The 25,865-nt window shown below is 62.8% G+C and carries 23 protein-coding genes; 12 read left to right on the top strand and 11 right to left on the bottom strand.

The genetic code is table 11. The features are described from left to right. Nucleotides 1–17: 17 nt before the first annotated feature. The 4 genes from JYG34_RS06315 to JYG34_RS06300 form a co-directional block, all read right to left on the bottom strand. Nucleotides 18–1,340 (bottom strand): dicarboxylate/amino acid:cation symporter, encoded by a 1,323-nt coding sequence (locus tag JYG34_RS06315; protein ID WP_213659926.1) that lies wholly within the window; start codon nucleotides 1,338–1,340, stop codon nucleotides 18–20. A gap of 424 nt (nucleotides 1,341–1,764) precedes the next feature. After that, nucleotides 1,765–3,111, bottom strand: coding sequence for an ATP-binding protein (locus tag JYG34_RS06310; protein ID WP_213659925.1), 1,347 nt, complete (start codon nucleotides 3,109–3,111; stop codon nucleotides 1,765–1,767). Then, nucleotides 3,108–3,785, bottom strand: coding sequence for a response regulator (locus tag JYG34_RS06305; protein WP_011532638.1), 678 nt, complete (start codon nucleotides 3,783–3,785; stop codon nucleotides 3,108–3,110). Before JYG34_RS06305 ends, JYG34_RS06310 begins: the two co-directional genes overlap by 4 nt. 128 nt (nucleotides 3,786–3,913) lie before the next feature. Next, the gene (locus JYG34_RS06300) at nucleotides 3,914–4,519 is read right to left on the bottom strand and encodes an outer membrane protein (RefSeq protein WP_213659924.1); all 606 of its coding nucleotides are present in this window, start codon (nucleotides 4,517–4,519) and stop codon (nucleotides 3,914–3,916) included. A 134-nt stretch (nucleotides 4,520–4,653) separates the two neighbouring features. Here JYG34_RS06300 and JYG34_RS06295 point away from each other — a divergent pair, with 134 nt between their 5' ends. Beyond that, complete coding sequence (locus JYG34_RS06295; RefSeq protein WP_213659923.1) at nucleotides 4,654–5,445, top strand: dienelactone hydrolase family protein; 792 nt, start codon at nucleotides 4,654–4,656, stop codon at nucleotides 5,443–5,445. Between the two features lie 124 nt (nucleotides 5,446–5,569). Continuing rightward, nucleotides 5,570–6,271 carry a 4'-phosphopantetheinyl transferase family protein gene (locus JYG34_RS06290; RefSeq protein ID WP_213659922.1) on the top strand — a complete coding sequence of 234 codons (702 nt, stop codon included), beginning with the start codon at nucleotides 5,570–5,572 and terminating at the stop codon, nucleotides 6,269–6,271. On the opposite strand, the gene JYG34_RS06285 is transcribed toward JYG34_RS06290, so the two are convergent. Then, the gene (locus JYG34_RS06285; RefSeq protein ID WP_213659921.1) at nucleotides 6,268–7,872 is read right to left on the bottom strand and encodes an ATP-binding protein; all 1,605 of its coding nucleotides are present in this window, start codon (nucleotides 7,870–7,872) and stop codon (nucleotides 6,268–6,270) included. The two genes, JYG34_RS06290 and JYG34_RS06285, sit on opposite strands and share 4 nt — an antisense overlap. Beyond that, nucleotides 7,869–8,564 carry a response regulator transcription factor gene (locus JYG34_RS06280; protein WP_213659920.1) on the bottom strand — a complete coding sequence of 232 codons (696 nt, stop codon included), beginning with the start codon at nucleotides 8,562–8,564 and terminating at the stop codon, nucleotides 7,869–7,871. The genes JYG34_RS06285 and JYG34_RS06280 overlap by 4 nt, the downstream gene beginning before the upstream one ends. A gap of 783 nt (nucleotides 8,565–9,347) precedes the next feature. On the opposite strand from JYG34_RS06280, the gene JYG34_RS06275 reads away from it, so the two are divergent. The 5 genes from JYG34_RS06275 (at nucleotide 9,348) to JYG34_RS06255 (ending at nucleotide 16,671) form a co-directional block, all read left to right on the top strand. Next, entirely contained in the window at nucleotides 9,348–12,224 is a 2,877-nt protein-coding gene (locus JYG34_RS06275) for a ribonucleoside-diphosphate reductase subunit alpha (RefSeq protein ID WP_213659919.1), read from the top strand. Between the two features lie 240 nt (nucleotides 12,225–12,464). Further along, nucleotides 12,465–13,715 (top strand): ribonucleotide-diphosphate reductase subunit beta, encoded by a 1,251-nt coding sequence (locus JYG34_RS06270; protein ID WP_084941718.1) that lies wholly within the window; start codon nucleotides 12,465–12,467, stop codon nucleotides 13,713–13,715. A 161-nt stretch (nucleotides 13,716–13,876) separates the two neighbouring features. Beyond that, nucleotides 13,877–15,124, top strand: a complete 1,248-nt coding sequence (locus JYG34_RS06265; RefSeq protein ID WP_213657248.1) for an IS256 family transposase — start codon at nucleotides 13,877–13,879, stop codon at nucleotides 15,122–15,124. A 367-nt stretch (nucleotides 15,125–15,491) separates the two neighbouring features. Then, nucleotides 15,492–16,028 (top strand): BRO-N domain-containing protein, encoded by a 537-nt coding sequence (locus JYG34_RS06260; protein WP_213659918.1) that lies wholly within the window; start codon nucleotides 15,492–15,494, stop codon nucleotides 16,026–16,028. Beyond that, nucleotides 16,012–16,671, top strand: a complete 660-nt coding sequence (locus JYG34_RS06255; protein ID WP_249746221.1) for a DUF6088 family protein — start codon at nucleotides 16,012–16,014, stop codon at nucleotides 16,669–16,671. The genes JYG34_RS06260 and JYG34_RS06255 overlap by 17 nt, the downstream gene beginning before the upstream one ends. A 73-nt stretch (nucleotides 16,672–16,744) precedes the next feature. On the opposite strand, the gene JYG34_RS06250 is transcribed toward JYG34_RS06255, so the two are convergent. Both JYG34_RS06250 and JYG34_RS06245 read right to left on the bottom strand, forming a co-directional pair. Then, on the bottom strand, nucleotides 16,745–18,004 hold the full coding sequence (locus tag JYG34_RS06250; RefSeq protein WP_213659917.1) for a type II toxin-antitoxin system HipA family toxin: 1,260 nt from the start codon (nucleotides 18,002–18,004) through the stop codon (nucleotides 16,745–16,747). Then, a complete protein-coding gene (locus JYG34_RS06245; protein ID WP_213659916.1) occupies nucleotides 17,997–18,314 on the bottom strand; it encodes a helix-turn-helix domain-containing protein in 318 nt (105 codons plus the stop codon). The genes JYG34_RS06250 and JYG34_RS06245 overlap by 8 nt, the downstream gene beginning before the upstream one ends. Nucleotides 18,315–18,649: 335 nt before the next feature. Between JYG34_RS06245 and JYG34_RS06240 the strand changes: the two genes are divergently transcribed. Beyond that, nucleotides 18,650–18,952 (top strand): helix-turn-helix domain-containing protein, encoded by a 303-nt coding sequence (locus JYG34_RS06240; protein WP_213659915.1) that lies wholly within the window; start codon nucleotides 18,650–18,652, stop codon nucleotides 18,950–18,952. A gap of 109 nt (nucleotides 18,953–19,061) precedes the next feature. Here the strand turns inward: JYG34_RS06240 and JYG34_RS06235 are convergent, their stop codons facing one another. Continuing rightward, the gene (locus tag JYG34_RS06235) at nucleotides 19,062–19,532 is read right to left on the bottom strand and encodes a GNAT family N-acetyltransferase (protein ID WP_213659914.1); all 471 of its coding nucleotides are present in this window, start codon (nucleotides 19,530–19,532) and stop codon (nucleotides 19,062–19,064) included. A gap of 331 nt (nucleotides 19,533–19,863) precedes the next feature. On the opposite strand from JYG34_RS06235, the gene JYG34_RS06230 reads away from it, so the two are divergent. From JYG34_RS06230 to JYG34_RS06220, 3 genes are all read left to right on the top strand, one after another. Further along, nucleotides 19,864–21,363, top strand: coding sequence for a PLP-dependent aminotransferase family protein (locus JYG34_RS06230; protein ID WP_213659913.1), 1,500 nt, complete (start codon nucleotides 19,864–19,866; stop codon nucleotides 21,361–21,363). Between the two features lie 244 nt (nucleotides 21,364–21,607). Continuing rightward, nucleotides 21,608–21,985, top strand: coding sequence for a helix-turn-helix domain-containing protein (locus tag JYG34_RS06225; RefSeq protein WP_186599698.1), 378 nt, complete (start codon nucleotides 21,608–21,610; stop codon nucleotides 21,983–21,985). Next, nucleotides 21,982–23,286, top strand: a complete 1,305-nt coding sequence (locus JYG34_RS06220) for a type II toxin-antitoxin system HipA family toxin (protein ID WP_213659912.1) — start codon at nucleotides 21,982–21,984, stop codon at nucleotides 23,284–23,286. The genes JYG34_RS06225 and JYG34_RS06220 overlap by 4 nt, the downstream gene beginning before the upstream one ends. 33 nt (nucleotides 23,287–23,319) lie before the next feature. Here the strand turns inward: JYG34_RS06220 and JYG34_RS06215 are convergent, their stop codons facing one another. Both JYG34_RS06215 and JYG34_RS06210 read right to left on the bottom strand, forming a co-directional pair. Next, the gene (locus tag JYG34_RS06215; protein WP_213659911.1) at nucleotides 23,320–24,321 is read right to left on the bottom strand and encodes an NADP-dependent oxidoreductase; all 1,002 of its coding nucleotides are present in this window, start codon (nucleotides 24,319–24,321) and stop codon (nucleotides 23,320–23,322) included. Between the two features lie 16 nt (nucleotides 24,322–24,337). Beyond that, entirely contained in the window at nucleotides 24,338–25,126 is a 789-nt protein-coding gene (locus JYG34_RS06210; protein WP_213659910.1) for an SDR family NAD(P)-dependent oxidoreductase, read from the bottom strand. Between the two features lie 148 nt (nucleotides 25,127–25,274). Between JYG34_RS06210 and JYG34_RS06205 the strand changes: the two genes are divergently transcribed. Beyond that, a complete protein-coding gene (locus tag JYG34_RS06205; protein WP_213659909.1) occupies nucleotides 25,275–25,838 on the top strand; it encodes a TetR/AcrR family transcriptional regulator in 564 nt (187 codons plus the stop codon). Nucleotides 25,839–25,865: the final 27 nt, after the last annotated feature.

Here is a 25,865-nt window from a genome sequence, read left to right as displayed (position 1 = left end):
GTACTACAGGCGTTCGATCAACGCGCCGGGCCTTCTGCCACACCCAGGTCGTCGGTCGGACGGGTGTCGACCAGCGGCGAACCACCGGAAGCCAGCTCCGCCTGCAGCTTGTCGGTGTCCAGTTCCTTGACCCACTTGGCCACCACCACGGTGGCCACGGCGTTGCCGATCAGGTTGGTCAGGGCGCGGGCTTCGGACATGAAGCGGTCGATACCCAGGATCAGCGCCAGGCCGGCAACCGGCAGGTGGCCGACGGCCGACAGGGTCGCGGCCAGCACGATGAAGCCCGAACCGGTGACGCCGGCAGCACCTTTGGAGGCCACCAGCAGCACCAGCAGCAGGGTGATCTGGTGGGTGATGTCCATGGTGGTGTCAGTGGCCTGGGCGATGAACACCGCGGCCATGGTCAGGTAGATCGAGGTACCGTCCAGGTTGAACGAGTAGCCGGTCGGAATCACCAGGCCAACCACGGACTTCTTCGCGCCCAGGCGCTCCATCTTGGCCAGCATGCGCGGCAAGGCCGATTCCGAGGACGAGGTGCCCAGCACGATCAGCAGCTCTTCACGGATGTAGCGGATCAGCTTGATCACGCTGAAACCGTGGGCGCGGCAGATGCCACCCAGGACCACCAGAACGAACAGGATGCAGGTGATGTAGAAGCAGGCCATCAGGTAGCCCAGCTGAACCAGCGAGCCCACGCCGTACTGGCCGATGGTGAAGGCCATGGCACCAAAGGCACCGATCGGCGCCAGCTTCATGATCATGTTGATGATGTTGAACATGACATGGGCGAAGCGGTCGATCAGGTCCAGCACCGGCTTGCCGTAGCTGCCCAGACGATGCAGGGCGAAGCCGAACAGCACCGAGAACATCAGCACCTGCAGGATGTCGCCGTTGGCGAAGGCGCCGACCACGGTGTTGGGGATGACGTTGAGCAGGAAGCCCACGGTGGTCTGCTGCGCGCCGGCGGCGGCATAGGCGGCCACGCTGCTGGCGTTCAGGGTGCTGACGTCGACATGCATGCCGGCGCCCGGCTGGACCACGTTGACCACGACCAGGCCGATGATCAGGGCGATGGTGGAAACGATCTCGAAGTACAGCAGCGCGTAGCCGCCGGTCTTGCCGACCGACTTCATGCTCTGCATGCCGGCGATGCCGCTGACCACGGTGCAGAAGATGATCGGCGCGATGACCATCTTGATCAGTTTGACGAAGCCGTCACCCAGGGGTTTGAGGGCGACGCCAGTCTCCGGGTAGTAGTGGCCGAGCAGGATACCGATGGTGATGGCGACCAACACCTGGACATACAGGGATTTGTACAGCGGCTGACGTTTCGTCATGGCTCATTTTTCCTCAAGTGTGCCGGCGCATCCTTCCCAGGATGTCGGGGCACCTGAATCGCGAACCCTCCTGCACCCGGAGGGATTTGTCGTTGTGGTCGAGCGCCTGGTCAGGCCTCTGCCAGGTGAATAGCAAGGGCGATGCCAAAGTGCCCGCTTGAGGTGCACGGCCAGTGATTTCAGGGTGTGTATGCCCTCGGACGGGGCAAAGGCTTACAAGAAGAATGGCGGTTTTCCGCCCGATGGCGGAAATCGTACAAGATGTGTTGGCGGGAATCCGCCTGAGGTGCATGCTCCTGTCCTGACTGCACGCCCCCTGTAGGAGCGGCTTTAGCCGCGATGCGGGCATCACGGTGCCTGGCATCCGCTTGGCGGATGATCGCGGCTGAAGCCGCTCCTACAAGCACCCGCGCAAACCAGCGAGTCATTCCAAACGGAAAGAAATGCGGAACGCGGCCCCGCCCAACACCGAATCCCCCAGGCTCAACTCGGCGTCATAGCTGTCGATGATATCCTTGACCACCGCCAGGCCAATCCCCTGCCCCGGGTGCTGGCGATCCAACCGCTCGCCACGCTCGAGAATGCGCTCGCGCTGGTGAGGCGGCACGCCCGGGCCATCGTCTTCGACCCACAGGTCCAACCGCCCCGGTACCTCGCGCAGGCTCACCCGCACTTGCCCCAGGCACAGCCGGTAGGCGTTCTCCAGCAGGTTGCCGAGCAGTTCGAGCAACGCCCCCTGCTCCATCGGCACCCGTGCCTGGGCAGGCAAGTCGAGACTGACCTCGACGCGTTTGTCGCGATAGACCTTGGCCAAGGTGCTGCACAGGCTGTCGAGCAACGGCTTGAGCTCGACCTGGTGCCGCACCAGGCCACTTTTGCGCAGGCTGGCGCGCTGCAACTGGTAGTCGATCTGCTGGCTCATGCGGTCGATCTGGCTTTGCAGCACCCGCGCCTGCTCAGGCTCGCTCTTGCCCTGGGCCATGCCCTCGCCCACGCCTTGCAACACCGCCAAGGGCGTTTTCAGGCTGTGGGCCAAGTCGTCAAGGGAATCGCGATAGCGTTGGCGTTGCTCACGCTCGCTGCGCAACAGGCGGTTGAGCGAACCGGTCAGCCGCAGCAGCTCACGCGGGTGCTCGCGGCTCAGGCCGTCGCGGGCGCCGGACTCCACTTCATCGAGCTCACGGCTGAGCCGACGCAACGAGCGCAGGCCCCAGGTCAGCCCGGCCCAGAGCAGCACCATCAGCGCCAACAGGGCCGCACCGAAGCCCAGGTACAACTTTTCGCGCAAACCGCTCAGGGTGGCGCGGTACTCGCTTACCGGTTGCAGCGCCACGATGCTGAATGCCGCGCTCTTGCCCCCCAGCAGCTTGACCTCCACGTCATAGACGAAGAACTCCTCGCCATCGGTCTGGTGGATGCGCGCGAACTCGTTGCCGCGCCCGTCGTAACGCGGCAGGTAGTTGATGTTCTGGTTGCGCGTGGCCCGCGATTGCCACACCAGTTTGCCCTGGCGATCGAAGATGTAACCCAGCAGCCCGGTGTACGGCAGGTTGAAGCGCTCGTCAGGCAACAGGGCCGGCATCTGCAACTGGCCATGCTCGACTCGCGCCGCGGAAATCAGGGTGGTCACGTCAGAGGCCAGGCGCTGCTCGATCGACTCCTGCAACGCCAGGCTGAAGGCCTTCTGCAAGGCTGGCAGCAGCGCCAGCATGAACAACAGCGCCAGCACCGCCGCCGCCAGCATCAGGCGTACGCGCAGCGAGCGGATCATCGGCAGCGCTCGGTGAACAGGTAGCCCAGGCCACGCACGGTGTCGATCGGCTTGAAGCCGTTGTCCCCCTCGAGCTTGCGCCGCAGGCGGCCGACCAGCACCTCGATGACATTGGGGTCGCGCTCCTCGTCATCCGGGTACAGCTGCTCCATCAGCCGGTCCTTGGCCACCACCTGCTGGTGATGGCGCATGAGGTATTCGAGGATGCGGTACTCGTAGGCGGTCAGCGCCAGCGGCGCGTCGTCCAAAGTGGCCTGCTTGCGGTTGAGGTCGAGCACCAGGGGGCCGGCGGCGATGGTCGACTGGGTGAAGCCGCTGGAGCGGCGCAGCAAGGCGTTCAGGCGTGCCTCGAGCTCTTCGAACTGGAAGGGTTTGACCACATAGTCGTCGGCCCCGGCGGCCAGGCCCTCGACCTTGTCCTGCCAGTTGCCGCGGGCGGTGAGAATCAGGATCGGGAAGGTCTGGCCAAGGCTGCGCAACTGGCGGATCAGGTCCAGCCCGCTCATGCCCGGCAGACCCAGGTCGATCACCGCCAGGTCGTGGTTGTACTGCTCGGCCTGGTACAGGGCTTCCTCCGCGTTGGCCACCGCCTGGACCACGTGCCCGCCTTCGCCCAGGCGCGTGAACAGGTGATGACGCAGCAGCGCCTCGTCCTCGACCACCAGCAATTTCATGCGGATCTCCTTTCGATGGGGAATGCCTGTGCCGGCCTCTTCGCGGGTAAACCCGCTCCTACAGGGTTGTGCACCACCTGTGGGAGCGGGTTTACCCGCGAAGAGGCCGGTACAGGATAACAGCGACCTCAGAACTTGTAGGTAGCCGCCAGGTATGTCTGCGCGCTGCTGGTCAGGCGCAGGGTGCCATCTTTCGGCCCGCCGTGGCTGCCGATCTCGGTGCTGGCATTGCTGCGCAGGTAACGGTAGCCCAGCTCCACCGAGGTGTTGTCGGTCACTTCCTGGATCACGCCGGCCTGCAGGCCGACGGCATAGCCGTAGTCGGTGTCGCGGCGTGCGCCCGGCGAGTCCTGGGTCAGCTTGGTCATGCCCAAGCTGCCGCCGCCGAACAGCTTGGTGGTATCGCCGATCGGCAGGAACAGGTCGTAGCTGCCGAGCAGGTTTTCCTGGCGCAGCTTGACGCCGCTGTGGTCGCCCGAGACGTTGTCGTAGGTCATGTAGTAGCGGCCCTGGTCGTTGATCTTGCCCACGCGCACGCCCCAGGTGTCGTCCTTGCCGATGATGCCGTCGGCGTTCAGGTGGTCGGTGTTGCGCTGCAGCAGGCCGGATTTGCGCACCTTGTCGCTGGTCTGGCCGTAAGTCAGGCTGGCGAAGTTGTCGTCGGCCTGGGCGGCGGTGGCGAGGCCGGCGGCGCAAACGGCCATGGCGGCGATCAAAGTATTGAGGGTTTTCATGGTTCAGGTACTCCCGTTGAATGCGTTGTTGCTGTCTGGGGGCTAGAGTAGGGAGGACGCCCTGAACCGCCGCTGAACCCAGCCTGAACCTCGGCTGAACGAACCGACCGATGTCGAAAGAAGGAGCTTTGACCATGCGTTACCTGCTTGCGTTGGCCCTGCTGTGCAGTACCGCCCTCGCCCAGGCGGCGGTGCAGACACGCGAGATCCGCTACCAGGATGCCAACGGCACCGCCCTGATCGGCTACTACGCCTATGACGACGCCCTCGACGGCAAGCGCCCAGGGGTGGTCGTGGTGCATGAATGGTGGGGGCTGAACGACTACGCCAAGCGCCGCGCCCGTGACCTCGCCGCGCTGGGCTACAACGCCCTGGCCATCGACATGTATGGCGATGGCAAGCACACCGAACACCCCACCGACGCCCAGGCATTCATGGCAGCGGCGATGAAGGACCCACAGGCGGCCGCCAAACGCTTCGATGCGGGGCTGGAGTTATTGAAACTGCAGCCCAACACCCGGCAACACCAGCTGGCCGCCGTGGGCTACTGCTTTGGTGGCAAGGTGGTGCTCGACGCCGCGCGCCGGGGCGAGAAGCTCGATGCCGTGGTGAGCTTCCATGGCGCGCTGGTGACCCAGACACCGGCCAAGCCGGGGGTGATCCGGGCGAAGATCCTGGTGGAGCATGGCGAGGCCGACAGCATGGTCACGCCGGACCAGGTGGCGGCGTTCAAGGCAGAAATGGATGCGGCCGGGGCGGACTACAAGTTCGTCGGGATTCCGGGGGCCAAGCACGGGTTCACCAACCCCGATGCCGACCGCTTGAGCCATGGCGGGCATGGCGGGCCGGATATCGGCTATGACAAGGCGGCGGATGAAAGCTCGTGGAAGGATATGCAGGCGTTCCTCAAGGCCGCGTTCGATTGACCCCATCGCGGGGCAAGCCCGCTCCCACGCCAAGATACGCACGTCCGGGTCGTGGGAGCGGGCTTGCCCCGCGATGACCTCGCCATGATTTGCGCCGGCTGTCGCGACTGGCACAATACCCACCATGAACAGACTCCCGACCTGCTGCGCCCCCCTTCAACACCATTGGCCCTTGCCCCACCCGGTCCCTGGCGCGGTGCTGGTCAGTTGCGCCTTCGACCCGGCCAACCTTGCGCCCGACGACTTCCAGCGCGCCGGCATCACCCAGACCGCCAGCCTGCAGCGCTCTGTTGCCAAGCGCCAGGCCGAATATCTGGCCGGCCGGGTCTGCGCCCGCGAGGCCCTGAGGATCCTGGACGGCCGAGACCATGCGCCGGCCAGCCACGAGGACCGCTCTCCCATCTGGCCGGCCGGCATCCATGGTTCGATCACCCACGGCCAAGGCTGGGCTGCGGCGGTGGTCGCCGCCGATGGCCAGTGCCGTGGCCTGGGCCTGGACCAGGAAACCCTGCTGAGCGAGGAGCGCGCCGAACGCCTGGCCGGCGAAATTCTCACGCCCCCGGAGATGGAGCGCCTGGACCGCAGCCAGCAGGCCCTGGTCGTGACCCTGACCTTCTCGCTCAAGGAGAGCCTGTTCAAGACGCTCTATCCGCTGACCAAACAGCGCTTCTACTTCGAGCACGCCGAACTGCTGGCCTGGTCCGCCGACGGCCATGCGCGCCTGCGCTTGCTTACCGACCTGTCAGCCGAGTGGCACCACGGCGTCGAGCTTGATGGCCAGTTCTGCGTGCAGGATCGCCACCTGCTCAGCCTGGTCAGCGTCTAGTCGCGTGGCTGCTCACGCGGCCAGCTCAGGCTGAAACAGGCGCCGCCCAACTGCTCACTGCGCCCGACCAAGGCGCGGCCGCCATGCCAGTAGATGATCCTGCGCACGATCGACAAGCCCAGCCCATGCCCGCCCGATGCCCGGGTACGGCTGTCGTCGAGGCGGGTGAACGGGGTGAAAATCCGGTCCCAGACACCTTCCGGAATCCCCGGCCCGTCGTCCTCGACATCGATGCGGCAACGCTGCTGGCCGATCTGATAACTCAGGCGCACTTCGGATTCGGCATGGCGCATGGCATTGCTTACCAGGTTCTGCAAGGCGCGGTGCAGATAGCGCGGTTCCGCTTCGACTCGGGCATCACTGCCTTCCAGGCCCTGGCATTCCCCCCGCACCACCCTCACCTCGGCCCGCAGCGGCGCCAGCTCCTCGATCACCCGCGCCAGCAGCTCGTCCAGGTCCACTACTCGGAAATGCAGGGCCGGCGCGCCTTGCTCCAGGCGGGCGTAGGTGAGCATCTCGTCGACCAACCGGTCCAGGTCCTGGATATCGCCATCCATGCCGGCCAGGTGCTTGGCCCGGGCCTGCTCGGTGCTGGCGCTCTCGATCATCTCCAGGCCGAAACGCAGCCGCGCCACCGGCGTGCGCAGTTCGTGGGACACCGCCCGCACCAGCTCGCGCTGCATGGTCAGCGAGCGCTGCAAGTGCTCGGCCATGCCATTGAAGGCCGCGGCCAGGCGCCCGACCGAGTCGGCGTCGCCCGCTGGTACCCGAGTATCCAGGCTGCCCTGGGCGATACGTGAAGCCGCCACTTCAAGGCCCGACACGCGTCGCTCCAACTGGCGCACCAGCAGGTAGACCACCAGCCCGATCAGGCACAGCCCGAGGAAGGCGATCAGGATCAGCAATTGCGGCGGATAGGGGTTGAGCTGGTACAGCGGGCCGATCTCCAGCACCCAGGGCGACCCGGCAAGCCCCGAGAACACGCGGATCGAGTCGCCGTCCTTGCCCAGCGCCATCACCGTATCGCCCTCCTCCACCCGGCGGCGCTGATCGTCGTCCAGCGCCGCCCGCTCGATGCGCTGCAAGGCGATGTCGAAACCAAAGCCTTTGCTCTGCCTGAGCTGTGCCAGGCGCGCTTGCTGCTCGGTCACCGGGTAGCGCACGAGTTCATCGGCCAATAGATAAAGGGTCGCGCGGGCCAACTGCTCGCTGATCTGTTTCACCTCTGCCACCAGCAGCACATCTTCGTGGCCGACCCGGCGCAGTACCCGGGCGGCATGCGGGCCGGTCTTCTCGACCACGACCAAGTCGCGGTACAGGCGCGCACGCTGCCCGCCGTCGAGGGTGAACCCCGACATCGGCTGCAGGTCCAGCGGCACGCCGAGCAAACGCTCCCAGATCACCAGCGAACGGGTGCGCTCCACCGCGTTCTGCTGCGCCAGGTTGTCGGCCATCAGGCTGAAGGTGCCCTGGGCCAGGCGCTCGCGGTGCTGGCCGGCGCGGATCTCGTTGACCAGGTGCAGGCTGAGCACACCCAGCACGGCCACCAGCACCAGCACAGCGAGCATGCCGCCATAGATGCGCAGGAAGATCGAGTTCATGACGCCTCGCCGACGAACAGGTAGCCCTTGCTGCGCAAGGTCTTGATCAGGCGTGGGGTGATCGGGTCGTCGCCGATCTTGGGGCGGATCTTGGAGATGCGCACATCGATGGAGCGGTCCTGCCCGTCGTAGCCGACGCCGCGCAGCGAGGTGAAGATCTCCTCGCGGGACAGCACCCGCCCGGCGTTGCTGGCCAGCAGCCAGAGCAGGTCGAATTCGGCGCCGGTCAGTTCGATGAGCTGGCCGTCCAGATGCGCCTCGCGCTGGCGGCTGTCTATATGCAGCGGGCCGAAGGTCAGGTCCTGGCGCCGCTCGGGGGCCTCGCTGCGGCGCAGCAGGGCACTGATGCGCGCCAACAGCAGGCGTGGGCGTACCGGCTTGCAGACGTAGTCGTCGGCGCCCAGGTCCAGGCCCTGGACCTGGTCGAGCTCGTCACTGCGGGCGGTGAGCATGAGAATGGGGCCGGCGTACTGGCCACGCACGCGCCGGCAGATGCTCAGGCCGTCCTCGCCGGGCAGCATCAGGTCGAGGATCACCAGGTCTGGCTGGCTGTCGATGATGCGCCGCGCGGCACGGCCACCATCGCCTTCCACCGCCACTTCGAAACCGTTGGCCTGGAGGTATTCGGCGGTGAGCTCGGCGAGGCGCTGGTCGTCCTCGACGATGAGGATACGGTTTGCTGGCTGGTCCATGGCCTTACCCTTTCTTAGATTTGTGATTCTGGTCGGGTATTTCTGTTGGCTACGCTTGCCCGCGAAGAGGCCGGTACTGGCTCCACAACCCTTTGATTCCAGCGAGAATCCACCTTAACCAAAGCGCAACATGGCTTGCGGATACTACGTCCCGCCCCCACCCCTGCCAACCACGCAAAACGCCCCTCGACTGAACCGTTTTTTGTGATAGGGTTCGCGCCCGCAAAATTCTGCGCAGAGACGTAGCACAGGTAAAAAATAGTGCAAACCTCTTGGGATAAGGCTTACAGCAAAAACCCACAAAGTACCCACAAGTTATCCACAGGCGCTCGCCTTGCAAAGCCCCCCAGACCGCATTATCTTGTATCCCTATCGCAGCGAACCACTAGATGTTGGGTTTCGTGCAAAATCACAAACACAAGTCAACAGGCAAATTCAAGCGAATTTACCGACTGAACTTAACGTGATTCCAGCAGCCAAACCGCTCCTGCGGAGGCCACCGATGCAAGCCCCAAGACGGCCTTGTTCGGGTATGAGTGTTGCAGGCACCACCTCGCACTCATTCAGCAACAGATTTTGGGTACGCCCAGAACCTTTGACTTCGGCCAGGGAGCGGCAGGTTATTGCCCCTTATTCCTGAGTCTGTCCCGAAGTCGGTATGCCCGAGCGGGCGGATGCGTGTGTTTCACGCGCGTCCCCGCCCGGGCCATCGAGCAAGTGGACGGAACGGTGGGCGCCTTATAAAGCGCCTGAACAAACTAGAAACTGTGGAGACACCCACCCATGCAAACCGACACGACTCGCGAGAACCCGCAGGCTTTGGCGCCGCAGGCCGAATCCAACCAGGATCTGGCTGCCACCGCTCCGGGCCAACTGCGCGTGATCAAGCGCAACGGCACTGTCGTCCCCTACACCGACGACAAGATCACCGTGGCCATCACCAAGGCGTTCCTCGCAGTTGAAGGCGGCACCGCCGCCGCCTCGTCGCGCATCCACGACACCGTCGCGCGCCTGACCGAGCAGGTCACCGCCACGTTCAAGCGTCGCATGCCATCGGGTGGCACCATCCACATCGAAGAAATCCAGGACCAGGTCGAACTGGCCCTGATGCGTGCCGGCGAGCAGAAAGTCGCCCGCGACTACGTGATCTACCGCGACCAGCGCGCCAAAGAGCGCGCCACCCGCGCCAACACCGACGCCGTGGTCGAGCCGCACCCAAGCATCCGCATCACCCTGGCCGACGGCAGCCTGGCCCCTCTGGACATGGCCCGCCTGAACACCATCATCAGCGAAGCCTGCGAAGGCCTGGCCGAGGTCGATGGCGAGCTGATCCAGCGCGAAACCCTGAAGAACCTGTACGACGGCGTGGCCCTGAAAGACGTCAACACCGCCCTGGTGATGACCGCCCGCACCCTGGTAGAGCGTGAGCCGAACTACTCGTTCGTCACCGCCCGCCTGCTGATGGACACCCTGCGCGCCGAAGGCCTGGGCTTCCTGAACGTCGCCGACAGCGCCACCCACCACGAGATGGCCGACCTATACGCCAAAGCGCTGCCGGCCTACGTCGAGAAAGGCGTCGAGTTCGAACTGCTCGACCCAGCGCTGAAAGGCTACGACCTGGAGCGCATGGGCAAGGCGATCAACCACGAACGCGACCAGCAGTTCACCTACCTGGGCCTGCAGACCCTGTACGACCGCTACTTCATCCACAAGGATGGCGTGCGCTTCGAGCTGCCGCAGGTGTTCTTCATGCGTGTGGCCATGGGCCTGGCGCTGGAAGAGAAAGATAAAGAAGCCCGTGCGATCGAGTTCTACAACCTGTTGTCGTCCTTCGACTACATGGCCTCGACCCCGACCCTGTTCAACGCCGGTACCCTGCGCCCGCAGCTGTCGAGCTGCTACCTGACCACCGTGCCGGACGACCTGTCGGGCATCTACCACGCGATCCACGACAACGCCATGCTGTCGAAATTCGCCGGTGGCCTGGGCAACGACTGGACCCCGGTGCGCGCCCTGGGCTCGTACATCAAGGGCACCAACGGCAAGTCGCAAGGCGTCGTGCCGTTCCTGAAAGTGGTCAACGACACCGCCGTCGCCGTGAACCAGGGTGGCAAGCGCAAGGGCGCCGTGTGCGCCTACCTGGAAACCTGGCACCTCGACATCGAAGAATTCATCGAGCTGCGCAAGAACACCGGTGATGACCGTCGTCGTACCCACGACATGAACACCGCCAACTGGATCCCTGACCTGTTCATGAAGCGCGTCTTCGATGACGGCAAGTGGACCCTGTTCTCGCCATCGGAAGTGCCTGACCTGCACGACCTGACCGGCAAGGCCTTCGAAGAGCGCTACGAGTACTACGAAGCCCTGACCGAGTACAACAAGATCAAGGTGTTCAAGACCATCCAGGCCAAAGACCTGTGGCGCAAGATGCTGTCGATGCTGTTCGAGACCGGCCACCCATGGCTGACCTTCAAGGACCCGTGCAACCTGCGCTCGCCCCAGCAGCACGTGGGCGTGGTCCACAGCTCGAACCTGTGCACCGAGATCACCCTGAACACCAACAAGGATGAGATCGCGGTCTGCAACCTGGGCTCGATCAACCTGCCGAACCACATCGTCGACGGCAAGCTGGACACCGCCAAGCTGCAACGCACCGTGAACACCGCCGTGCGCATGCTCGACAACGTGATCGACATCAACTACTACTCGGTGCCGCAAGCGCGCAACTCGAACTTCAAGCACCGCCCGGTCGGCCTGGGCATCATGGGCTTCCAGGACGCACTGTACCTGCAGCACATTCCGTACGGTTCGGACGCTGCCGTCGAGTTCGCCGACAAGTCGATGGAAGCGGTCAGCTACTACGCGATCCAGGCTTCCTGCGACCTGGCCGACGAGCGCGGCGCCTACGAGACCTTCCAGGGTTCGCTGTGGTCCAAGGGCATCCTGCCGCTGGATTCTCAACAGATCCTGATCGAGGCCCGTGGCCAGAAGTACATCGACGTCGACCTGACCGAGAGCCTGGACTGGGCACCGGTGCGCGAGCGCGTCAAGAAAGGTATTCGCAACTCGAACATCATGGCCATCGCGCCGACCGCGACCATCGCCAACATCACCGGCGTGTCGCAATCGATCGAGCCGACCTACCAGAACCTGTACGTGAAATCGAACCTGTCGGGCGAGTTCACCGTGATCAACCCGTACCTGGTCCGCGACCTGAAGGCCCGTGGCCTGTGGGACTCGGTGATGATCAACGACCTGAAGTACTACGATGGTTCCGTGCAGCAGATCGAGCGTATCCCGCAAGAGCTGAAAGACCTGTACGCCACCGCGTTCGAAGTCGAAACCAAATGGATCGTCGATGCCGCCTCCCGTCGCCAGAAGTGGATCGACCAGGCCCAGTCGCTGAACCTGTACATCGCCGGCGCTTCGGGCAAGAAGCTGGACGTGACCTACCGCATGGCCTGGTACCGTGGTCTGAAGACCACCTACTACCTCCGTGCCCTGGCCGCGACCAGCACCGAGAAGTCGACCATCAACACCGGCAAGCTCAACGCCGTGTCGAGCGGCGGCGACAGCGCCCCGGTCCAGGCGGCGGGTCCTGCCCCGGTACCGAAGGCTTGCGCCATCGACGAACCGGATTGCGAAGCCTGCCAATAAGGCACGCAGAGGCTACCCCCGGGTAGCCTCTTTTCTGCGCCACAGCGCAGAACCCTGTGGGCGCTGGCTTGCCAGCGATGAGGCCGGCACTGCCAGCACCTCCCCACAGCCAGACATAACAAGCCGGGGCCCAACGCCCCGGTCAGCCCTCCCTCGGGCATTCCAGATTTGCGTGCACCGCATCGCAACCAAGATCCACCGGCCATACTCATTGATGGCCCTCAAGCAGGAGATCTCACCATGCTGAGCTGGGACGAATTCGACAAAGAAGACGGCGAAGTCGCCGCCAAAGGCAACACCGCCGCACAGGCCGCTGCCACCACCACCCTGGACAAGCTCGACAGCGCCGGCGGTGCCGCCGCCCTGGAAGCCCGCGCCGCTACCGCTTCTGACTCCGACGCCGTCAAGCGCGCCAAGGCTGCGCTGGACGCCCTGGACATCGCCGAAGGCCTGGCCGAGCTGGAAGGCTCCTCGGCCCGCGTCGCCGTTGACGAAAAGCGCATGATCAACTGCCGCGCCGACCTCAACCAGCTCGTACCCTTCAAGTACGACTGGGCCTGGCAGAAGTACCTCGATGGCTGCGCCAACCACTGGATGCCGCAAGAGGTCAACATGACCGCCGACATCGCCCTGTGGAAGAGCATGGACGGCCTGACCGAAGACGAGCGCCGCATCGTCATGCGCAACCTCGGCTTCTTCTCCACCGCCGACTCCCTGGTTGCCAACAACCTGGCCCTGGCCGTGTACCGCCTGATCACCAACCCGGAGTGCCGCCAGTACATCCTGCGCCAGGCCTTCGAAGAGGCGATCCACACCCACGCCTACCAGTACTGCATCGAGTCGCTGGGCATGGATGAAGGCGAGATCTTCAACATGTACCACGAGATCCCATCGGTCGCCAAAAAGGCAGCCTGGGGCCTGAAGTACACCCGCGCCATCTCGGACCCGGAGTTCAACACCGGCACCGTCGAGACCGACAAAGAGCTGCTGCGCAACCTGATCGCCTACTACTGCGTCCTGGAAGGCATCTTCTTCTACTGCGGCTTCACCCAGATCCTGTCCATGGGCCGCCGCAACAAGATGACCGGCGTCGCCGAGCAGTTCCAGTACATCCTGCGCGACGAGTCCATGCACCTGAACTTCGGCATCGACGTGATCAACCAGATCAAGATCGAGAACCCGCACCTGTGGGATGCCGCGATGAAGGAAGAGGCTACCCAGATGATTCTGCAGGGTACCCAGCTGGAGATCGAATACGCCCGTGACACCATGCCACGCGGCGTGCTGGGCATGAATGCGGCGATGATGGAGGACTACCTCAAGTTCATTGCCAACCGTCGACTGACCCAGATTGGGTTGAAGGAAGAGTATCCGGGGACTACTAACCCGTTCCCTTGGATGAGCGAGATCATGGACTTGAAGAAGGAGAAGAACTTCTTTGAGACGCGCGTTATCGAGTACCAGACTGGTGGTGCTCTGAGCTGGGACTGATCATCCAGCTAACCAAAAAGGCTGCCTCTGGGCAGCCTTTTTTTATGGGCCGTCACGAAATTCTGGAGAGGATTGGCTACGCTCGAAAAGTTGAGTGATGGCTGCCAGGGAGGGTGTCAGAAATTTTGTGTTCGGGCATAACATGAGTAAGAGGTGCATGTATGCCAACCAAAAAGAAACCCTTGCGTGACCTGCCCAAAATCCCCAAAGAGCTGCTGGAGCAGTTCGGTGAGGGCCTGATGACCGCAGAAGCTATCGAGGATGCCTCTGCGGCGTTCAAGAAGGCCCTGATCGAACGCGCTCTGCATGCCGAGCTTGGCCACCACCTGGGCTATCCGCCGGGCGCGCAGCGCCCAGAGGATGAAACCAACCAGCGTAACGGCAAGAGTGGCAAGACGGTTTTAACGGGGGATGGCCCACTGCGGCTGGAAATTCCTCGCGATCGAGACGGCAGTTTTTCGCCCATTCTGATCCCCAAGCACGAGCGGCGGTACACCGGTTTCGATGACAAGATCATCGCCATGTACGCCCGTGGAATGACGGTCAGAGAGATCCGAGCCTTTTTGTCCGAGCAGTATGGAACAGAGGTCTCACCCGACTTCATCAGCTCTGTGACAGACGAGGTCATGGACGAGATTGGCGCGTGGCAACAGCGGCCACTGGAGCCGATGTACCCGGTCATTTTCTTCGATGCACTGCGGGTGAAGATCCGCGAAGAGGGCCTGGTGCGCAACAAGGCCATTTACCTGGCCCTGGGCGTCCTCCCCGACGGGACGCGGGATATCCTGGGCATCTGGATCGAGAACACCGAGGGCGCGAAGTTTTGGATGAAGGTCTTTAACGATCTCAAGACGCGCGGTGTCGAAGATGTGCTGATTGCCGTGACCGATGGCCTCAAAGGTATGCCAGAGGCTCTCAGTGCCGTGTTTCCAGAGACGACGTTGCAAACGTGCATCGTGCACCTGATCCGCAACAGCCTCGACTTCGCGGCCTGGGACAAGCGGCGGGCTCTGGCCAAGGAGCTGAAGCCGATTTACCAAGCCATTAATGCTGAAGCGGCTGAGCAAGCACTCGATGAGTTTGAGAACGGGCCGTGGGGCGAGAAATATCCAACGGTGGTGGCTGCCTGGAGACGCGCCTGGGATCGAGTGATTCCATTTTTCGTCTTCCCACCGGCCATCAGAAAGGTGATTTACACCACCAACGCCATCGAGAGCATCAACGCCCAGCTACGCAAGGTCATCAAGACTCGCGGGCATTTCCCGAATGATGACGCAGCGACCAAACTGATTTGGCTGGGATTGCGCAACATAACAGCCAATTGGGGAAAACCGGCCCATGATTGGAAAAGCGCGATGAATCAATTTGCGATTCTGTACGGAGATCGGTTCATCAGGCCGACCTGGTGAGAATCAGGGCCTGCCTGACGGCAGGCCGTTACCGGCCCGCACACAAAAAATCTGACAGTCCCCTGCCAGGTGCCTGTCTCGGATTTTTTGGCGATGCGCAAATCGAGCGCCGCGCGGGCGACGCTCGATCTCAAAGACACTGAAGATTTCGAGCCTATCCCACTGCTCTCGACGCAGATCGATAGTGACCTCCCGGTCAATCATTAAGCACCTATTTTCAAAGCTGCCCAAAAACGGAATCGTCCTACGAGCCCAGCGCTGTTTGTCTCGAACAGATCACGGTAACGTGTCTACAGCGCTAAGAACGCTCACGCAGCGGAACCCCGTTCCCGTTAGAAACGGCTTTTCCTGATCTGGATAGCCCTTCATGATTCGCTACTCCTCCACCCTCTTCACCCGCCACAACCGCCCCCTCCACCCCCTCTGGCTCGAATCCCAAGCCTGGTTCTGCGCCCACGAACTCGGCCGGCTGACCGGGCGCTTCTTCGACGAACACTGCATCCGCAAGCTCGACCCGGACCAGCATCGCACCGTGCAGCTGCTGCGCTACGGCCAGTACAGCGAGACCACGATGGTCAGCGAGTCCGGTGCCTATACCCTGCTGGCCCATCATCACATTCCGGAAAACCGCCACCTGCGCCACTGGCTGACCCATGAGGTGGTGGCGGTGCTGCGCGATGGGCAGGACTCGGCGCTGGAAGACCTGCCGCGCCTGGGCAGGATGTGCTGGCCGGGTGGGCATACGGCGAGTCTGTTGTATTGGCAGAGTGAACCTTGGGTACGAATGCGGGATATGCCGGTGGTGATGGCAGCGGAGAAGCCCGTGGTGGTGCCCGAGCGGCGCAAGCTGAGCTGGAAGGAATGTGCGCAGCGGGCGTTGCGGTTGCATGGGGTGGGGGATTGACCAGCTGGAGGCTTCAACCCAAGCCGATGAGAAGGCAAGCGTGTCGGTAGCGCAGGCGATTGCCAGCCACATTCGTTATCTGGCCCGAGGCAAGCCGTTCTCTGTTCAACACTTCACGAAGTTCGGATCACGCTCCGCCGTGGACAAGGCTCTGGCCCGCCTTGTCCGGGCGGGCGCCTTGGAGCGGGTGGCGCGAGGTGTGTACATACGCCCAAAGAGCAGCCCCTATGTGGGCAAGATGCGACCGGGACCTGTCACCGTGAGGATGGCAATGGCCAAGGCACGCGGCGAGATCATCCAAGTGCATGGGGCCGAAGCAGTTCGATGGTTCAGGCTCAGCACGCAGGTTCAGGTGCGGCCGATGTACTACACCAGTGGCTCCAGTCGTGATCTACGGGTGGGTGATGCGGTCGTCCACTTGCGGCATGTATCAGCGGATAAGCTGCAATGTGCAGGTAGTCAGGCCGGCTTGGCGCTGTGTGCGCTTTTCTATATCGGCAGACGCGAACTGACGGGCGCGATGGTTCAGACGATTCTGTCCAGGCTCGATACCGGGGAGGCAGAGAGCTTGATGCGCTGCAGGATGCCTCGGTGGATGCGCAAGATGGTGGATGGGGCCGGTTTCACCAGTGATCGCGGGTGAGATTGCTTCCACGCCCCTACCTTATCGCCGACAACGCAGCCTGAACGAGTGACTGACCTGCGCCTATACATTTTCAGAGAAGCAGGGCGATGTTCTCATCGATCCGGCCTTGTACGGTACGAAGCGTCTCCGAGCTGATCATCCGCGGATAGTGCTTCTCAGACAATGCGGCAAACTGGCTGGCTACCCCGCATATGCGCTCGATCAGTTGTTCGGCAGCCGCTGGTGAAATCTCTGCTTCGCTGGCTAGCGCCAGCATCGTCGAGCGATCAATCGCCAGGGCCTCGCCCATCACATCCATCTGGTGATACCCCCCAGGGCCTTCGCAGAAGGTCACATCGTAGGCCGGCGCCAGCGTCCACTGCCCCGTGCGCGACATCAGGTAAGCGAAGTTCTTGGGGTGGTCGTCGCGGTTGTTGAAGGCCACATTGAACAGCGCACGCTCAAATGCCCGTGCTTTCTCGCGCAGGTCGTTGGTGCAGAGATGAGTTGCGCGCAGGAAATTCACATAATCCAGTGCGCCAGGTGACCGGAAATCCGCACCGGTGAACGCCGCGAGGCTTTGCATGGGCACGCGTATTTGACCTTGTCGATCAAAGCGCTTGCTGGCAAAGGCCGCCAACCCGTTGGGCAGGCTGAAATGCTGGGTGTCCGGTGTCGGGATGCCGCAAAGGCGCAGGCACTCTGCATAGACCATCTCGATGGCGCAGACCTCGGGATGCTCTTCCCGAGCAGGAAACTTGATCAGCCAGGCCTCAAGCTCTGGCTTGGCCAAGGTGGTGAACGTATTGGTGTGCGGGTCGCGATACACCAGCGCCTTGGGTCTCGCGCCTTGCGGGGAGCCGCCTACCAACAACAGTTGTTGCAAAAACGCCCCACCCTCCCCTTTGAGCACATCCTGCACCTCGGCCGCCAGTTGCTCCAGGGGGATGTGGTCTTGCGCTATCAAACCTTCGGGTGCCACCGGCTCGAACGACATGGCGCCCATGGCGTTGTCACCGATATACGCCAACCGCTCCAGGGGGCCTATGCGGGCAGCATTCAGGCCACGACGTTTGAACAGTCGGTCCATCAGCAACATGCCCCAGCCGTCCGGCAGCGCATCATAGACTGGCCCCGGTACACCGATCTGATGCCCGGGGAAGCCTCTGCGCACTGCATCGCCTTGCAGGGGCAGTAGATGGGATGACAGTTCGAAGCCCCGCTGTCTGGCCTCAGGGCTGTATTCGAAGATGATCTGTGGGCGCTGGCTGACAGTGGTGGAAGTCGCCAGAGTGCCCCAGAGCCAGCGCTCGCCCCAGCCCTCGTAGTACACACGCACTTTTTCAGGCATCGCCGTGTTTTCTCCTGATGCGTTGACGCTTGGCGCCCTCTTCATAGCGTTGCAGGTCCGCAAGGCTGTCCAGCTTGGGCACGAACAGGTTTTCCAACTCCTTGCCACGGCCCAGCACCATCGCCACCCTGACCAGGTTTTCGAAACCGACATTACGTCCGGCTTCCAGATTGGAGACCGTGTTGGTGGCAATACCGGCCCGGCCTGCCACATCGGCCTGGGTCATCTGTTGCGCAAGGCGCTCGGTGCGAAGACGCTCGCAGAGTCGTTTGACGATCTCACTGGGCTTGCTGAAGCTTAAATCCAACATGACGAGGCTTAACCTGCGAATCGACGCTTAAAGCACAGATTATAGGTTTTATTGAGCAGGATGCTTAGGAGTTAATTCCTATATTTTTGTCATTATCTAGGTAACCTTCATTTAACACATAAAAAAATGGATTTAATTTACGTATCTCGAGCTTTTTCCTACTCGGACCTATAGAAGTAGATTGGCTCACGACTTCACCGACAAAGTCGGTGCCATACCTCCCACTTCCCGATTCGGGCATTGGGAGTGGTTTCAGAAACCCTGATTTTTATGACTCATAAGCGCTGCTAAAATAGTGCTTATGACTCGTAAGCACTGCTATAGAAGATCTTAAGATGAACGTTTTTCCATTGGCATGCGCCGACAGGCTAATGAAAATAGGGCTTCTGGCCAGAACCAGGCGTCTTGAGCGAAAGATTCGCCAGAAAGATCTCGCCGCCCAATCCGGGTTGTCCATCACCACGCTCGCTAAAATCGAGGCAGGTACACCTACTGTAGAGATGCGCAGCTACATGATCGCGCTGTGGCATCTGGGTTTGCTTGATGAGGTGTTCCAGGATGTGCCGATGTCCTCCCCCGCTTCCTTCGCCACTGAGCACCGAGTGCGTCTTAAGAAAGTGTCCGAGGACAATTTCTGATGAATGAGGCGTGCGAGCGGCGCCACGCCGCAGGGGGTTACACCGCGAAGCCGGTGCCATCCTTCGCGGGGCAAGCCCGCTCCCACGCCCTCATCTGCTCACAATGGCCTTAGTGAGCAACATCCAGCGCCATCCGATACTCAATCACCCCCGGCTTCTCGGCAATCCAGTCATACAACCGCTGCGCAGTCCGGTTGGTCTCCTGGGTATGCCAGTACAGCCGGTCGCACTGCTGCTGCCGGGCCTGGTCCTGGACGAACTCGATCAGTTGCTTGCCGATCATCCGCCCTCGGGCGCTCGGGCACACGTACAGGTCTTCCAGGTAGCAGAAGTCGTTGCGCCCCCAGGTCGAGCGGTGGAACACATAGTGGACGAAGCCGAAGAGCCGTTCGCCGTCCGTGGCCACGGCGCAGTGCATGGGTTCGGCCGGGTCGAAGAAGCGGGCCCAGGTGCGCTCGTTGATGGCTGGGCCCAGGTCTACCTGGTAAAAGGCCTGGTATTGCGACCAGTAGTCACGCCAGGGCTGGAGGTCGGTTTGCTTCACTTCGCGGATGAAGACAGGTAGTTGGGTGGTGGTCATTAGTGGAACCCCTTTTTGGGCAAAGCAGTGTGGATGAGTGAGGGGGCCGCCCTGCCCGTAGCGCTTGCCTTCCTTGGTGGTTGCTTGCGGGCTTGGGTTTTATAGCGGATAAATGGTTGGTTTTTACCTGCCAATTGATTGGTAATAGCCAGACCATTTTGAGGTTCTGGATAGGGGTAAGGCTTGAGATTGCCGGGGGCGCTTTGCGCCCCTTTCGCGACACAAGGCCGCTCCTACAGGGGATCGCGGTCGACTGGAGCGGCCTTGTGTCGCGAAGCGGCCCCAGCATTGGCAGCCATTAATCAGGTCCATCAGCCAGGGAATCAGGCCAATGTTCAAACACGCGCAGCTGGAATCGGTGAAAGCCTGGATCAACGACCCGGCACACGCCGCGCTGGCCTTGCATGTGCGTATTCAACGGGCGATCCGTCAGTTGATCCTCGACGGCGCACTGCCGGTGGGCAAGGCGTTGCCCGCCTCGCGCCCGCTGGCCCAGTCCCTGGGCGTTTCGCGGGATACCGTGGAGTCGGCCTACAGCCAGTTGCACGCCGAGGGCTTTATCGAACGGCGCGTGGGCAGCGGCAGTTTCGTGTCGCAACGGGCCCGATGCCTGCCGTCGCGCAAGCGCCAGCGACCGGCGCATCAGCAGGCCCCCGTGCAGTTGAGCCGCCGAGGTGAAGCGGTGTTGCACAGTGGTGGCGTCCACAACTTCCAGTCGCCCCGCCCCTTCGCCCCGGGCGTGGCCGAAACCCGGCACTTCCCCCTGGCCATCTGGGAGAAGCTGGAACGGCAGGTGTACAAGGAATACGGCACGCGGGCGCTGGAACACAGCGAGCCGCAGGGCATGGCCCCCTTGCGCAGGGCAATCGCCGACTACCTCAACCTCGAGCGCGGGGCCCAGGCATCCGCCGAGCGCATCCTGATCCTCACCAGCTCGCAGCAGGCCCTTGGCCTGTGCGCCCAGGTGCTCATGGACGCAGGCGACCAGGTGCTGGTCGAAGACCCGCTGTACCAGGGCACCCGCAAGGCTGTCACAGCCGCCGGCCTGGCATGCGTGCCGGTCCCGGTGGACGCACACGGCCTGCAGGTGGACGCCATGGCCCGGCTGGCACCGGATGCCCGGGCGGTGTTCCTCACCCCTTCGCACCAGTACCCGACCGGCGCGACCCTAGCGCTGGACCGGCGCCTGCTGGTGATCGAATGGGCGCGCCAGCAACGCGCCTGGATCATCGAGGACGACTACGACAGCGAGTTCCACTACGCCGGCCGCCCCACCGCCTGCGTGCAGGGCCTGGACCCACACGACCGCACGCTGTACATCGGCACCTTCACCAAATCGCTGTTCGCCGGCCTGCGCATCGGCTACCTGCTGCTGCCACCCCAGCTCGTCGCGCCGATGACCGCCGCCCGCACGCTGCAGGATGGGCATAACGCCTCCATCGCCCAGCTGACCCTGGCCCGGTTCATGGAAGGCGGCCACTTCAACGCCCATGTGCGGGCCATGCGCGCGCTCTACGCCGAGCGCCGGGATGTGCTGGCGGATCTGCTGCGCAGGCACCTGGGGGCGTTTCTCGTGCCGCAGGTGCCCGCCGGCGGGCTGCAGATGCCCTGCCATTTCGTGCAGGCCCTGTCTGAAGACGCCGTGGTCAGGGCGGCACGCGGGGTGGGCATCGATCTATTGGGGCTGGGCAGCTTGTACGCGGTGCCGAGGAACGATGCCGGCTTGCTGATGGGCTTTGCGGCACTGACACCCGCTGAAATGAGGGAAGCGGTGGTGAAACTGGAGAAGGTGCTGGCAGGTCTGGTCACTTCGGGACATTCGATGCGGTAGCCCGTTCTGCGCGAAAAGAAATGTGGTAAACCAATCGCTGAAATCCGCCGCGAAAACGAGGATTGACAACGCCTAGAAATCTTGGCATAAAAATTAAAATGTACACTCAACGCCTAGAAAATTAGTCTTTATCCAGTAGCGGATTTTTCTTTAAAGCACACTATACAAAGCCTAGAATCCTAGGCATGCAGGTCAATAACGGCGTTTTAAGCATAGGATCCCAGGCGTTATGAAAGCCATATCAATGACTGACGACGCTATCGCCAACGAGATCGGCCAACGCATTGAGGCTATCCGCCTGAAGCGTAATATTGGCCAGGACATCGTCGCCCATGAAGCCGGGATTTCCCGGGAGACCTACCGCAAGCTCACGGCAGGCAAAGGCACCCTGGTGAACGTGATTGCCGTCCTGCGGGTGCTGGGAGAGCTTGATCGTCTCGCCTCCCTCATCGAGGACGTCAGGACCAGCCCCGTGCAACTGGCGAAAATGCAGGGCAAACAGCGGATGCGGGCGACCGTCACACGGGCTACACCGCCGGCGCCTGAACACGGAATCAGGACGCCTATCGGCAAGCCCACGCTCATTGGTGGCCCGAAACCCGACAAGGATGACAGCTGGTGATTGCACGGATCTATCTCTGGGATGTGTATGTAGGCGCGCTCAACTGGAACACGCAGACCCAGATCGGAGAGTTCGAATACACCCCCGAGTTCGTCAGGACCGGCCTTGAGATCTCGCCGGTCCATATGCCCTTGCGCCAGGACTACACCTACGTGTTCCAGGGGCTGGACCGCGAAACCTTCAAGGGCCTGCCCTCGATCCTCGCCGATTCCCTGCCCGATGATTTCGGCAACGCGCTGATCGATGCCTGGCTGGCCCAGCAGGGGCGTGACAAGGCAACGTTTACCCCGGTCGAGCGCCTGCTGTACCAGGGCAAGCGCGGCATGGGCGCCCTGGAGTATCGTCCGGCGATGGCCACCGAGCGGGACAAGGGGGAGAGCATCCATATCGATGCCCTGGTGCGCCTGGCCAGCGAGGTGTTGTCCGAACGCGAGTCGATCGCCGAGCGCCTGGATGCCAATGACCCGTCGCTGGACGACAGCGCCCTGCAGCACCTCATCCAGATCGGTACCAGCGCGGGCGGTGCCCGGGCCAAGGCGGTGATCGCCATGAATGCCGAAGGCGAGATCCGTTCGGGCCAGGTCACCGCGCCGCCGGGCTTCGAGTACTGGTTGCTCAAGTTCGATGTGGCCAAGGACTCGACCGTACTGGCGGACTCGCAAGGCTACGGGCGCATCGAGTACGCCTACCACCTGATGGCCAAGGCGGCCGGCATCACCATGACCGAGTGCCGATTGCTGGAGGAAGGTGGACGCGCTCACTTCATGACCCGGCGCTTCGACCGCACGACCGAAGGTGAAAAGATCCACGTGGCGACCTTGTGCGCACTCGACCACGCCGACTTCCGCAAGCCTGGCCAATACTCCTATGCCGAGGCCTTCGCGGTGATGCGCGCACTGCGGATTTCCCGCGACGGCGCCGAACAGTTCTACCGCCGCATGGTCTTCAACCTGGTGGCACGCAACCAGGACGACCACACCAAGAATACGGCCTTCATGATGGACACCGACGGCACCTGGTACCTCACGCCAGCCTATGACGTCTCCTACTCCTACCTGCCAGGTAGTTTCTGGGTCGATACCCACCAGATGACCGTGAACGGCAAACGCGACGACTTCACCCTCGACGATCTGTTAAGCGTTGCCAGCCAAGTTCGTGGCATGGACGCACGACGGATCATCAAGGAAGTCTGCGAAGCCATCGCACAATGGCCGCAGTTTGCCCAGGACGCAGGGGTACCAATCTCAGCCAGTAAGCGAATCGGTGCAGTACACCGCCTGTATCTTGGCGAGGGGCTTTGAATAAAAGCCCCTCCCGAGGGCTGAACGCGCAGCTCAAGCCACCCGCACCACCACCTTGCCCTTGCTCCGCCCACCTGCCACCGCCGCCAGCGCCTGTGCGGTAGCCTCGAAGGCGAACACTTGGTCGAGCACCGGCGTCAGGATCCCCTCCTCCACCAGCCGGGTGATGGCCTCCAACTGTCGACCATCGGCGCGCATGAACACGAACCGATAACGCACGCCCTGGGCCTCACAACGCTTGCGGATGCGGCGGCTGAGCAGGCGAAGTACCTGCCGTAATGGCCAAGCCATCCCTTGCTCGGCCGCGAACTCAGGCGTGGGCGGCCCCGAAATGGAAATCAGCTGGCCACCCGGTTTGAGAATCTGCACCGAGCGCTCCAAGGTGCCTGCCTCCAACCCGCTGAGCACCACATCGTAGTCGCGCAATTCCCGGGTGAAATCCTGGCGCTTGTAATCGATGACCACATCCGCGCCCAAGGCCTTCACCCATTCGACATTGCCCGTGCTGGTGGTAGTGGCGACGAACGCACCCAAGTGTTTGGCCAGCTGCATCGCGATGCTGCCTACGCCACCAGAGCCCGCATGAATCAGCACCTTCTGCCCCGGCTTGAGCGGGGCGGTTTCCACCAATACCTGCCAAGCGGTCAAGGCCACCATGGGCAGCGCGGCGGCCTGCTCCATGCTCAAGTTGGCGGGCTTGCGCGCCAGCGCCTGCTGGGTGACGGCGATCTGTTCGGCAAAACTGCCGATACGTGCCTGCCCGGGCCGTGCATAGACCTCGTCGCCGGGCTTGAAGCGGGTAACACGGGCACCTACACGCAGCACGGTACCGGCCAGGTCGTTGCCCAGGATCAGCGGCAGGCGGTACGGCAGCACCCGTTTGAACTCGCCGTTACGCAGCTTCACGTCCAGGGCGTTCACTCCGGCGGCGTGGACCTGCACCAGCACATCGTCATCCCCCAGGGTGGGCACGGGCATTTCAGCGATACGCCCCACTGCATCCTTGCCGTAACGGTCGATGATGAACGCTTTCATTGAAGTCTCCCGTGACTCACTGCGCACTGCGATAGCGCTCGGCAACCAAGGATTGCCTCAGGTCCCCCATCAGCAACTGCCGGGCGCCATCCAGCGCGGCCCAGCGCTCGGCATGCTGCAAGGGCGGAATGGTGATCGCTTCGCGGCGGTCGTAACCCACCAGTGCGGCATCAACCAGGTCTTGCACCTCCATCACTTCAGGCAGCGTGTTGATGTCCAACCCGGAACGGGACCAGATCTCGGTACGGGTGGCTGCCGGCAGCACGGCCTGCACATAGACCCCCTTGGGCCCCAGCTCCAGCGCCAGCCCCTGGGACAGGAATTGCACGAACGCCTTGGTGGCGCCATACACGGTCATGCCCAGTTCCGGCGCCAGCCCCACCACCGAACCGATGTTGACGATCGCGCCACTGCCCTGCTCGGCCAGGCGCGGTGCAATGGCGGCTGCCAGCCGGGTGACCGCAGTGACGTTCAGCCCGATCAGGCGTTCGAGGCCTTCGCCGTGCTGTCCCAGGAAGCCCCCTGACTGGCCTTGCCCGGCGTTGTTGATCAGCACGCCGATACGCACATCTTCACGCAACCGCGCTTCGACCCGAGCAAGGGCATCGCCCTGGGTGAGGTCGGCGACCAGCACCTCCACCGCCACCTCGAACCGCTCACGCAAACGAGCGGCCAGGGTCTCCAGGCGCGCCTGGTCACGGGCGACCAGCACCAGGTCGTGGCCACGCTGGGCGAAGCGCTCGGCATAGGTGGCGCCGATACCGCTGGAGGCGCCGGTGACAAGAACGGAAGGCAAGGCACTCATGGGTAGATCCTCAATGTCGATTGGGGCACCCGGAAGTGGCGTGCCTGGCCATTATGATTACGACCATAATCTAACTAAGTCAACATTTTGATGATGAACGACATCAATGTATGATGAACACCACCACCCCGGTGCAGGAGTTGCCCACATGAAAGTCACCAAGGCACAAGCCCAGGCCAACCGCGCCCATATCGTCGAAACGGCGTCCTCGCTGTTTCGCCAGCGCGGCTACGACGGGGTCGGTGTCGCCGAGTTGATGGCGGCCGCCGGTTTCACCCATGGCGGCTTCTACAAGCATTTCGGCTCGAAGGCCGACCTCATGGCCGAGGCGGCGGCCTGCGGGCTGTCGCAGAACACCTCCGGCACCGACAGTGGCGGTGTGGCGGACTACCTGCGCCAGTACCTCTCCAGGGAGCACCGCGACAACCCGGCCTCAGGTTGCACCCTGGCGGCGCTGGCCAGCGATGCCGCGCGCCAGCCCGACGCCGTGAAGACGGTGTTTGCCGACGGGCTCGAGCGCTTGCTGGCAACGCTCCAGGCCGCCAGCGAGCCGACGGATGCCGCCGACGAGCAGGCCGAACGCGCCCGGCGCCTGGGCGTGATCGCCACCCTGGTGGGCGCCATCACGCTCTCCCGCGCCTGCCCGGACGATTCGCCGCTGGCGGACGACATTCTCCAGGCCTGCCGGGACCGGTTGCTGACACCGCAGTAACCCCGCCCGGGCTGTATTGAAAATCGC

Source organism: Pseudomonas entomophila (genome assembly GCF_018417595.1).
Taxonomy (GTDB): domain Bacteria; phylum Pseudomonadota; class Gammaproteobacteria; order Pseudomonadales; family Pseudomonadaceae; genus Aquipseudomonas; species Aquipseudomonas entomophila_C.
Note: the sequence above shows the minus strand (reverse complement) of the source record. Positions and strands in the feature narration are given on the sequence as shown.

What these genes read in the sequence shown, in the direction of transcription:
- JYG34_RS06265 (WP_213657248.1), top strand. Translation starts at nt 13,877, where the DNA reads ATGCCAACCAAAAAGAAACCCTTGCGTGACCTGCCCAAAATCCCCAAA.
- JYG34_RS06230 (WP_213659913.1), top strand. Translation starts at nt 19,864, where the DNA reads ATGTTCAAACACGCGCAGCTGGAATCGGTGAAAGCCTGGATCAACGAC.
- JYG34_RS06270 (WP_084941718.1), top strand. Translation starts at nt 12,465, where the DNA reads ATGCTGAGCTGGGACGAATTCGACAAAGAAGACGGCGAAGTCGCCGCC.
- JYG34_RS06225 (WP_186599698.1), top strand. Translation starts at nt 21,608, where the DNA reads ATGACTGACGACGCTATCGCCAACGAGATCGGCCAACGCATTGAGGCT.
- JYG34_RS06260 (WP_213659918.1), top strand. Translation starts at nt 15,492, where the DNA reads ATGATTCGCTACTCCTCCACCCTCTTCACCCGCCACAACCGCCCCCTC.
- JYG34_RS06255 (WP_249746221.1), top strand. Translation starts at nt 16,012, where the DNA reads ATGGGGTGGGGGATTGACCAGCTGGAGGCTTCAACCCAAGCCGATGAG.
- JYG34_RS06290 (WP_213659922.1), top strand. Translation starts at nt 5,570, where the DNA reads ATGAACAGACTCCCGACCTGCTGCGCCCCCCTTCAACACCATTGGCCC.
- JYG34_RS06245 (WP_213659916.1), bottom strand. Translation starts at nt 18,314, where the DNA reads ATGTTGGATTTAAGCTTCAGCAAGCCCAGTGAGATCGTCAAACGACTC.
- JYG34_RS06300 (WP_213659924.1), bottom strand. Translation starts at nt 4,519, where the DNA reads ATGAAAACCCTCAATACTTTGATCGCCGCCATGGCCGTTTGCGCCGCC.
- JYG34_RS06240 (WP_213659915.1), top strand. Translation starts at nt 18,650, where the DNA reads ATGAACGTTTTTCCATTGGCATGCGCCGACAGGCTAATGAAAATAGGG.
- JYG34_RS06215 (WP_213659911.1), bottom strand. Translation starts at nt 24,321, where the DNA reads ATGAAAGCGTTCATCATCGACCGTTACGGCAAGGATGCAGTGGGGCGT.
- JYG34_RS06205 (WP_213659909.1), top strand. Translation starts at nt 25,275, where the DNA reads ATGAAAGTCACCAAGGCACAAGCCCAGGCCAACCGCGCCCATATCGTC.
- JYG34_RS06315 (WP_213659926.1), bottom strand. Translation starts at nt 1,340, where the DNA reads ATGACGAAACGTCAGCCGCTGTACAAATCCCTGTATGTCCAGGTGTTG.
- JYG34_RS06210 (WP_213659910.1), bottom strand. Translation starts at nt 25,126, where the DNA reads ATGAGTGCCTTGCCTTCCGTTCTTGTCACCGGCGCCTCCAGCGGTATC.
- JYG34_RS06280 (WP_213659920.1), bottom strand. Translation starts at nt 8,564, where the DNA reads ATGGACCAGCCAGCAAACCGTATCCTCATCGTCGAGGACGACCAGCGC.
- JYG34_RS06310 (WP_213659925.1), bottom strand. Translation starts at nt 3,111, where the DNA reads ATGATCCGCTCGCTGCGCGTACGCCTGATGCTGGCGGCGGCGGTGCTG.
- JYG34_RS06275 (WP_213659919.1), top strand. Translation starts at nt 9,348, where the DNA reads ATGCAAACCGACACGACTCGCGAGAACCCGCAGGCTTTGGCGCCGCAG.
- JYG34_RS06250 (WP_213659917.1), bottom strand. Translation starts at nt 18,004, where the DNA reads ATGCCTGAAAAAGTGCGTGTGTACTACGAGGGCTGGGGCGAGCGCTGG.
- JYG34_RS06235 (WP_213659914.1), bottom strand. Translation starts at nt 19,532, where the DNA reads ATGACCACCACCCAACTACCTGTCTTCATCCGCGAAGTGAAGCAAACC.
- JYG34_RS06285 (WP_213659921.1), bottom strand. Translation starts at nt 7,872, where the DNA reads ATGAACTCGATCTTCCTGCGCATCTATGGCGGCATGCTCGCTGTGCTG.
- JYG34_RS06295 (WP_213659923.1), top strand. Translation starts at nt 4,654, where the DNA reads ATGCGTTACCTGCTTGCGTTGGCCCTGCTGTGCAGTACCGCCCTCGCC.
- JYG34_RS06305 (WP_011532638.1), bottom strand. Translation starts at nt 3,785, where the DNA reads ATGAAATTGCTGGTGGTCGAGGACGAGGCGCTGCTGCGTCATCACCTG.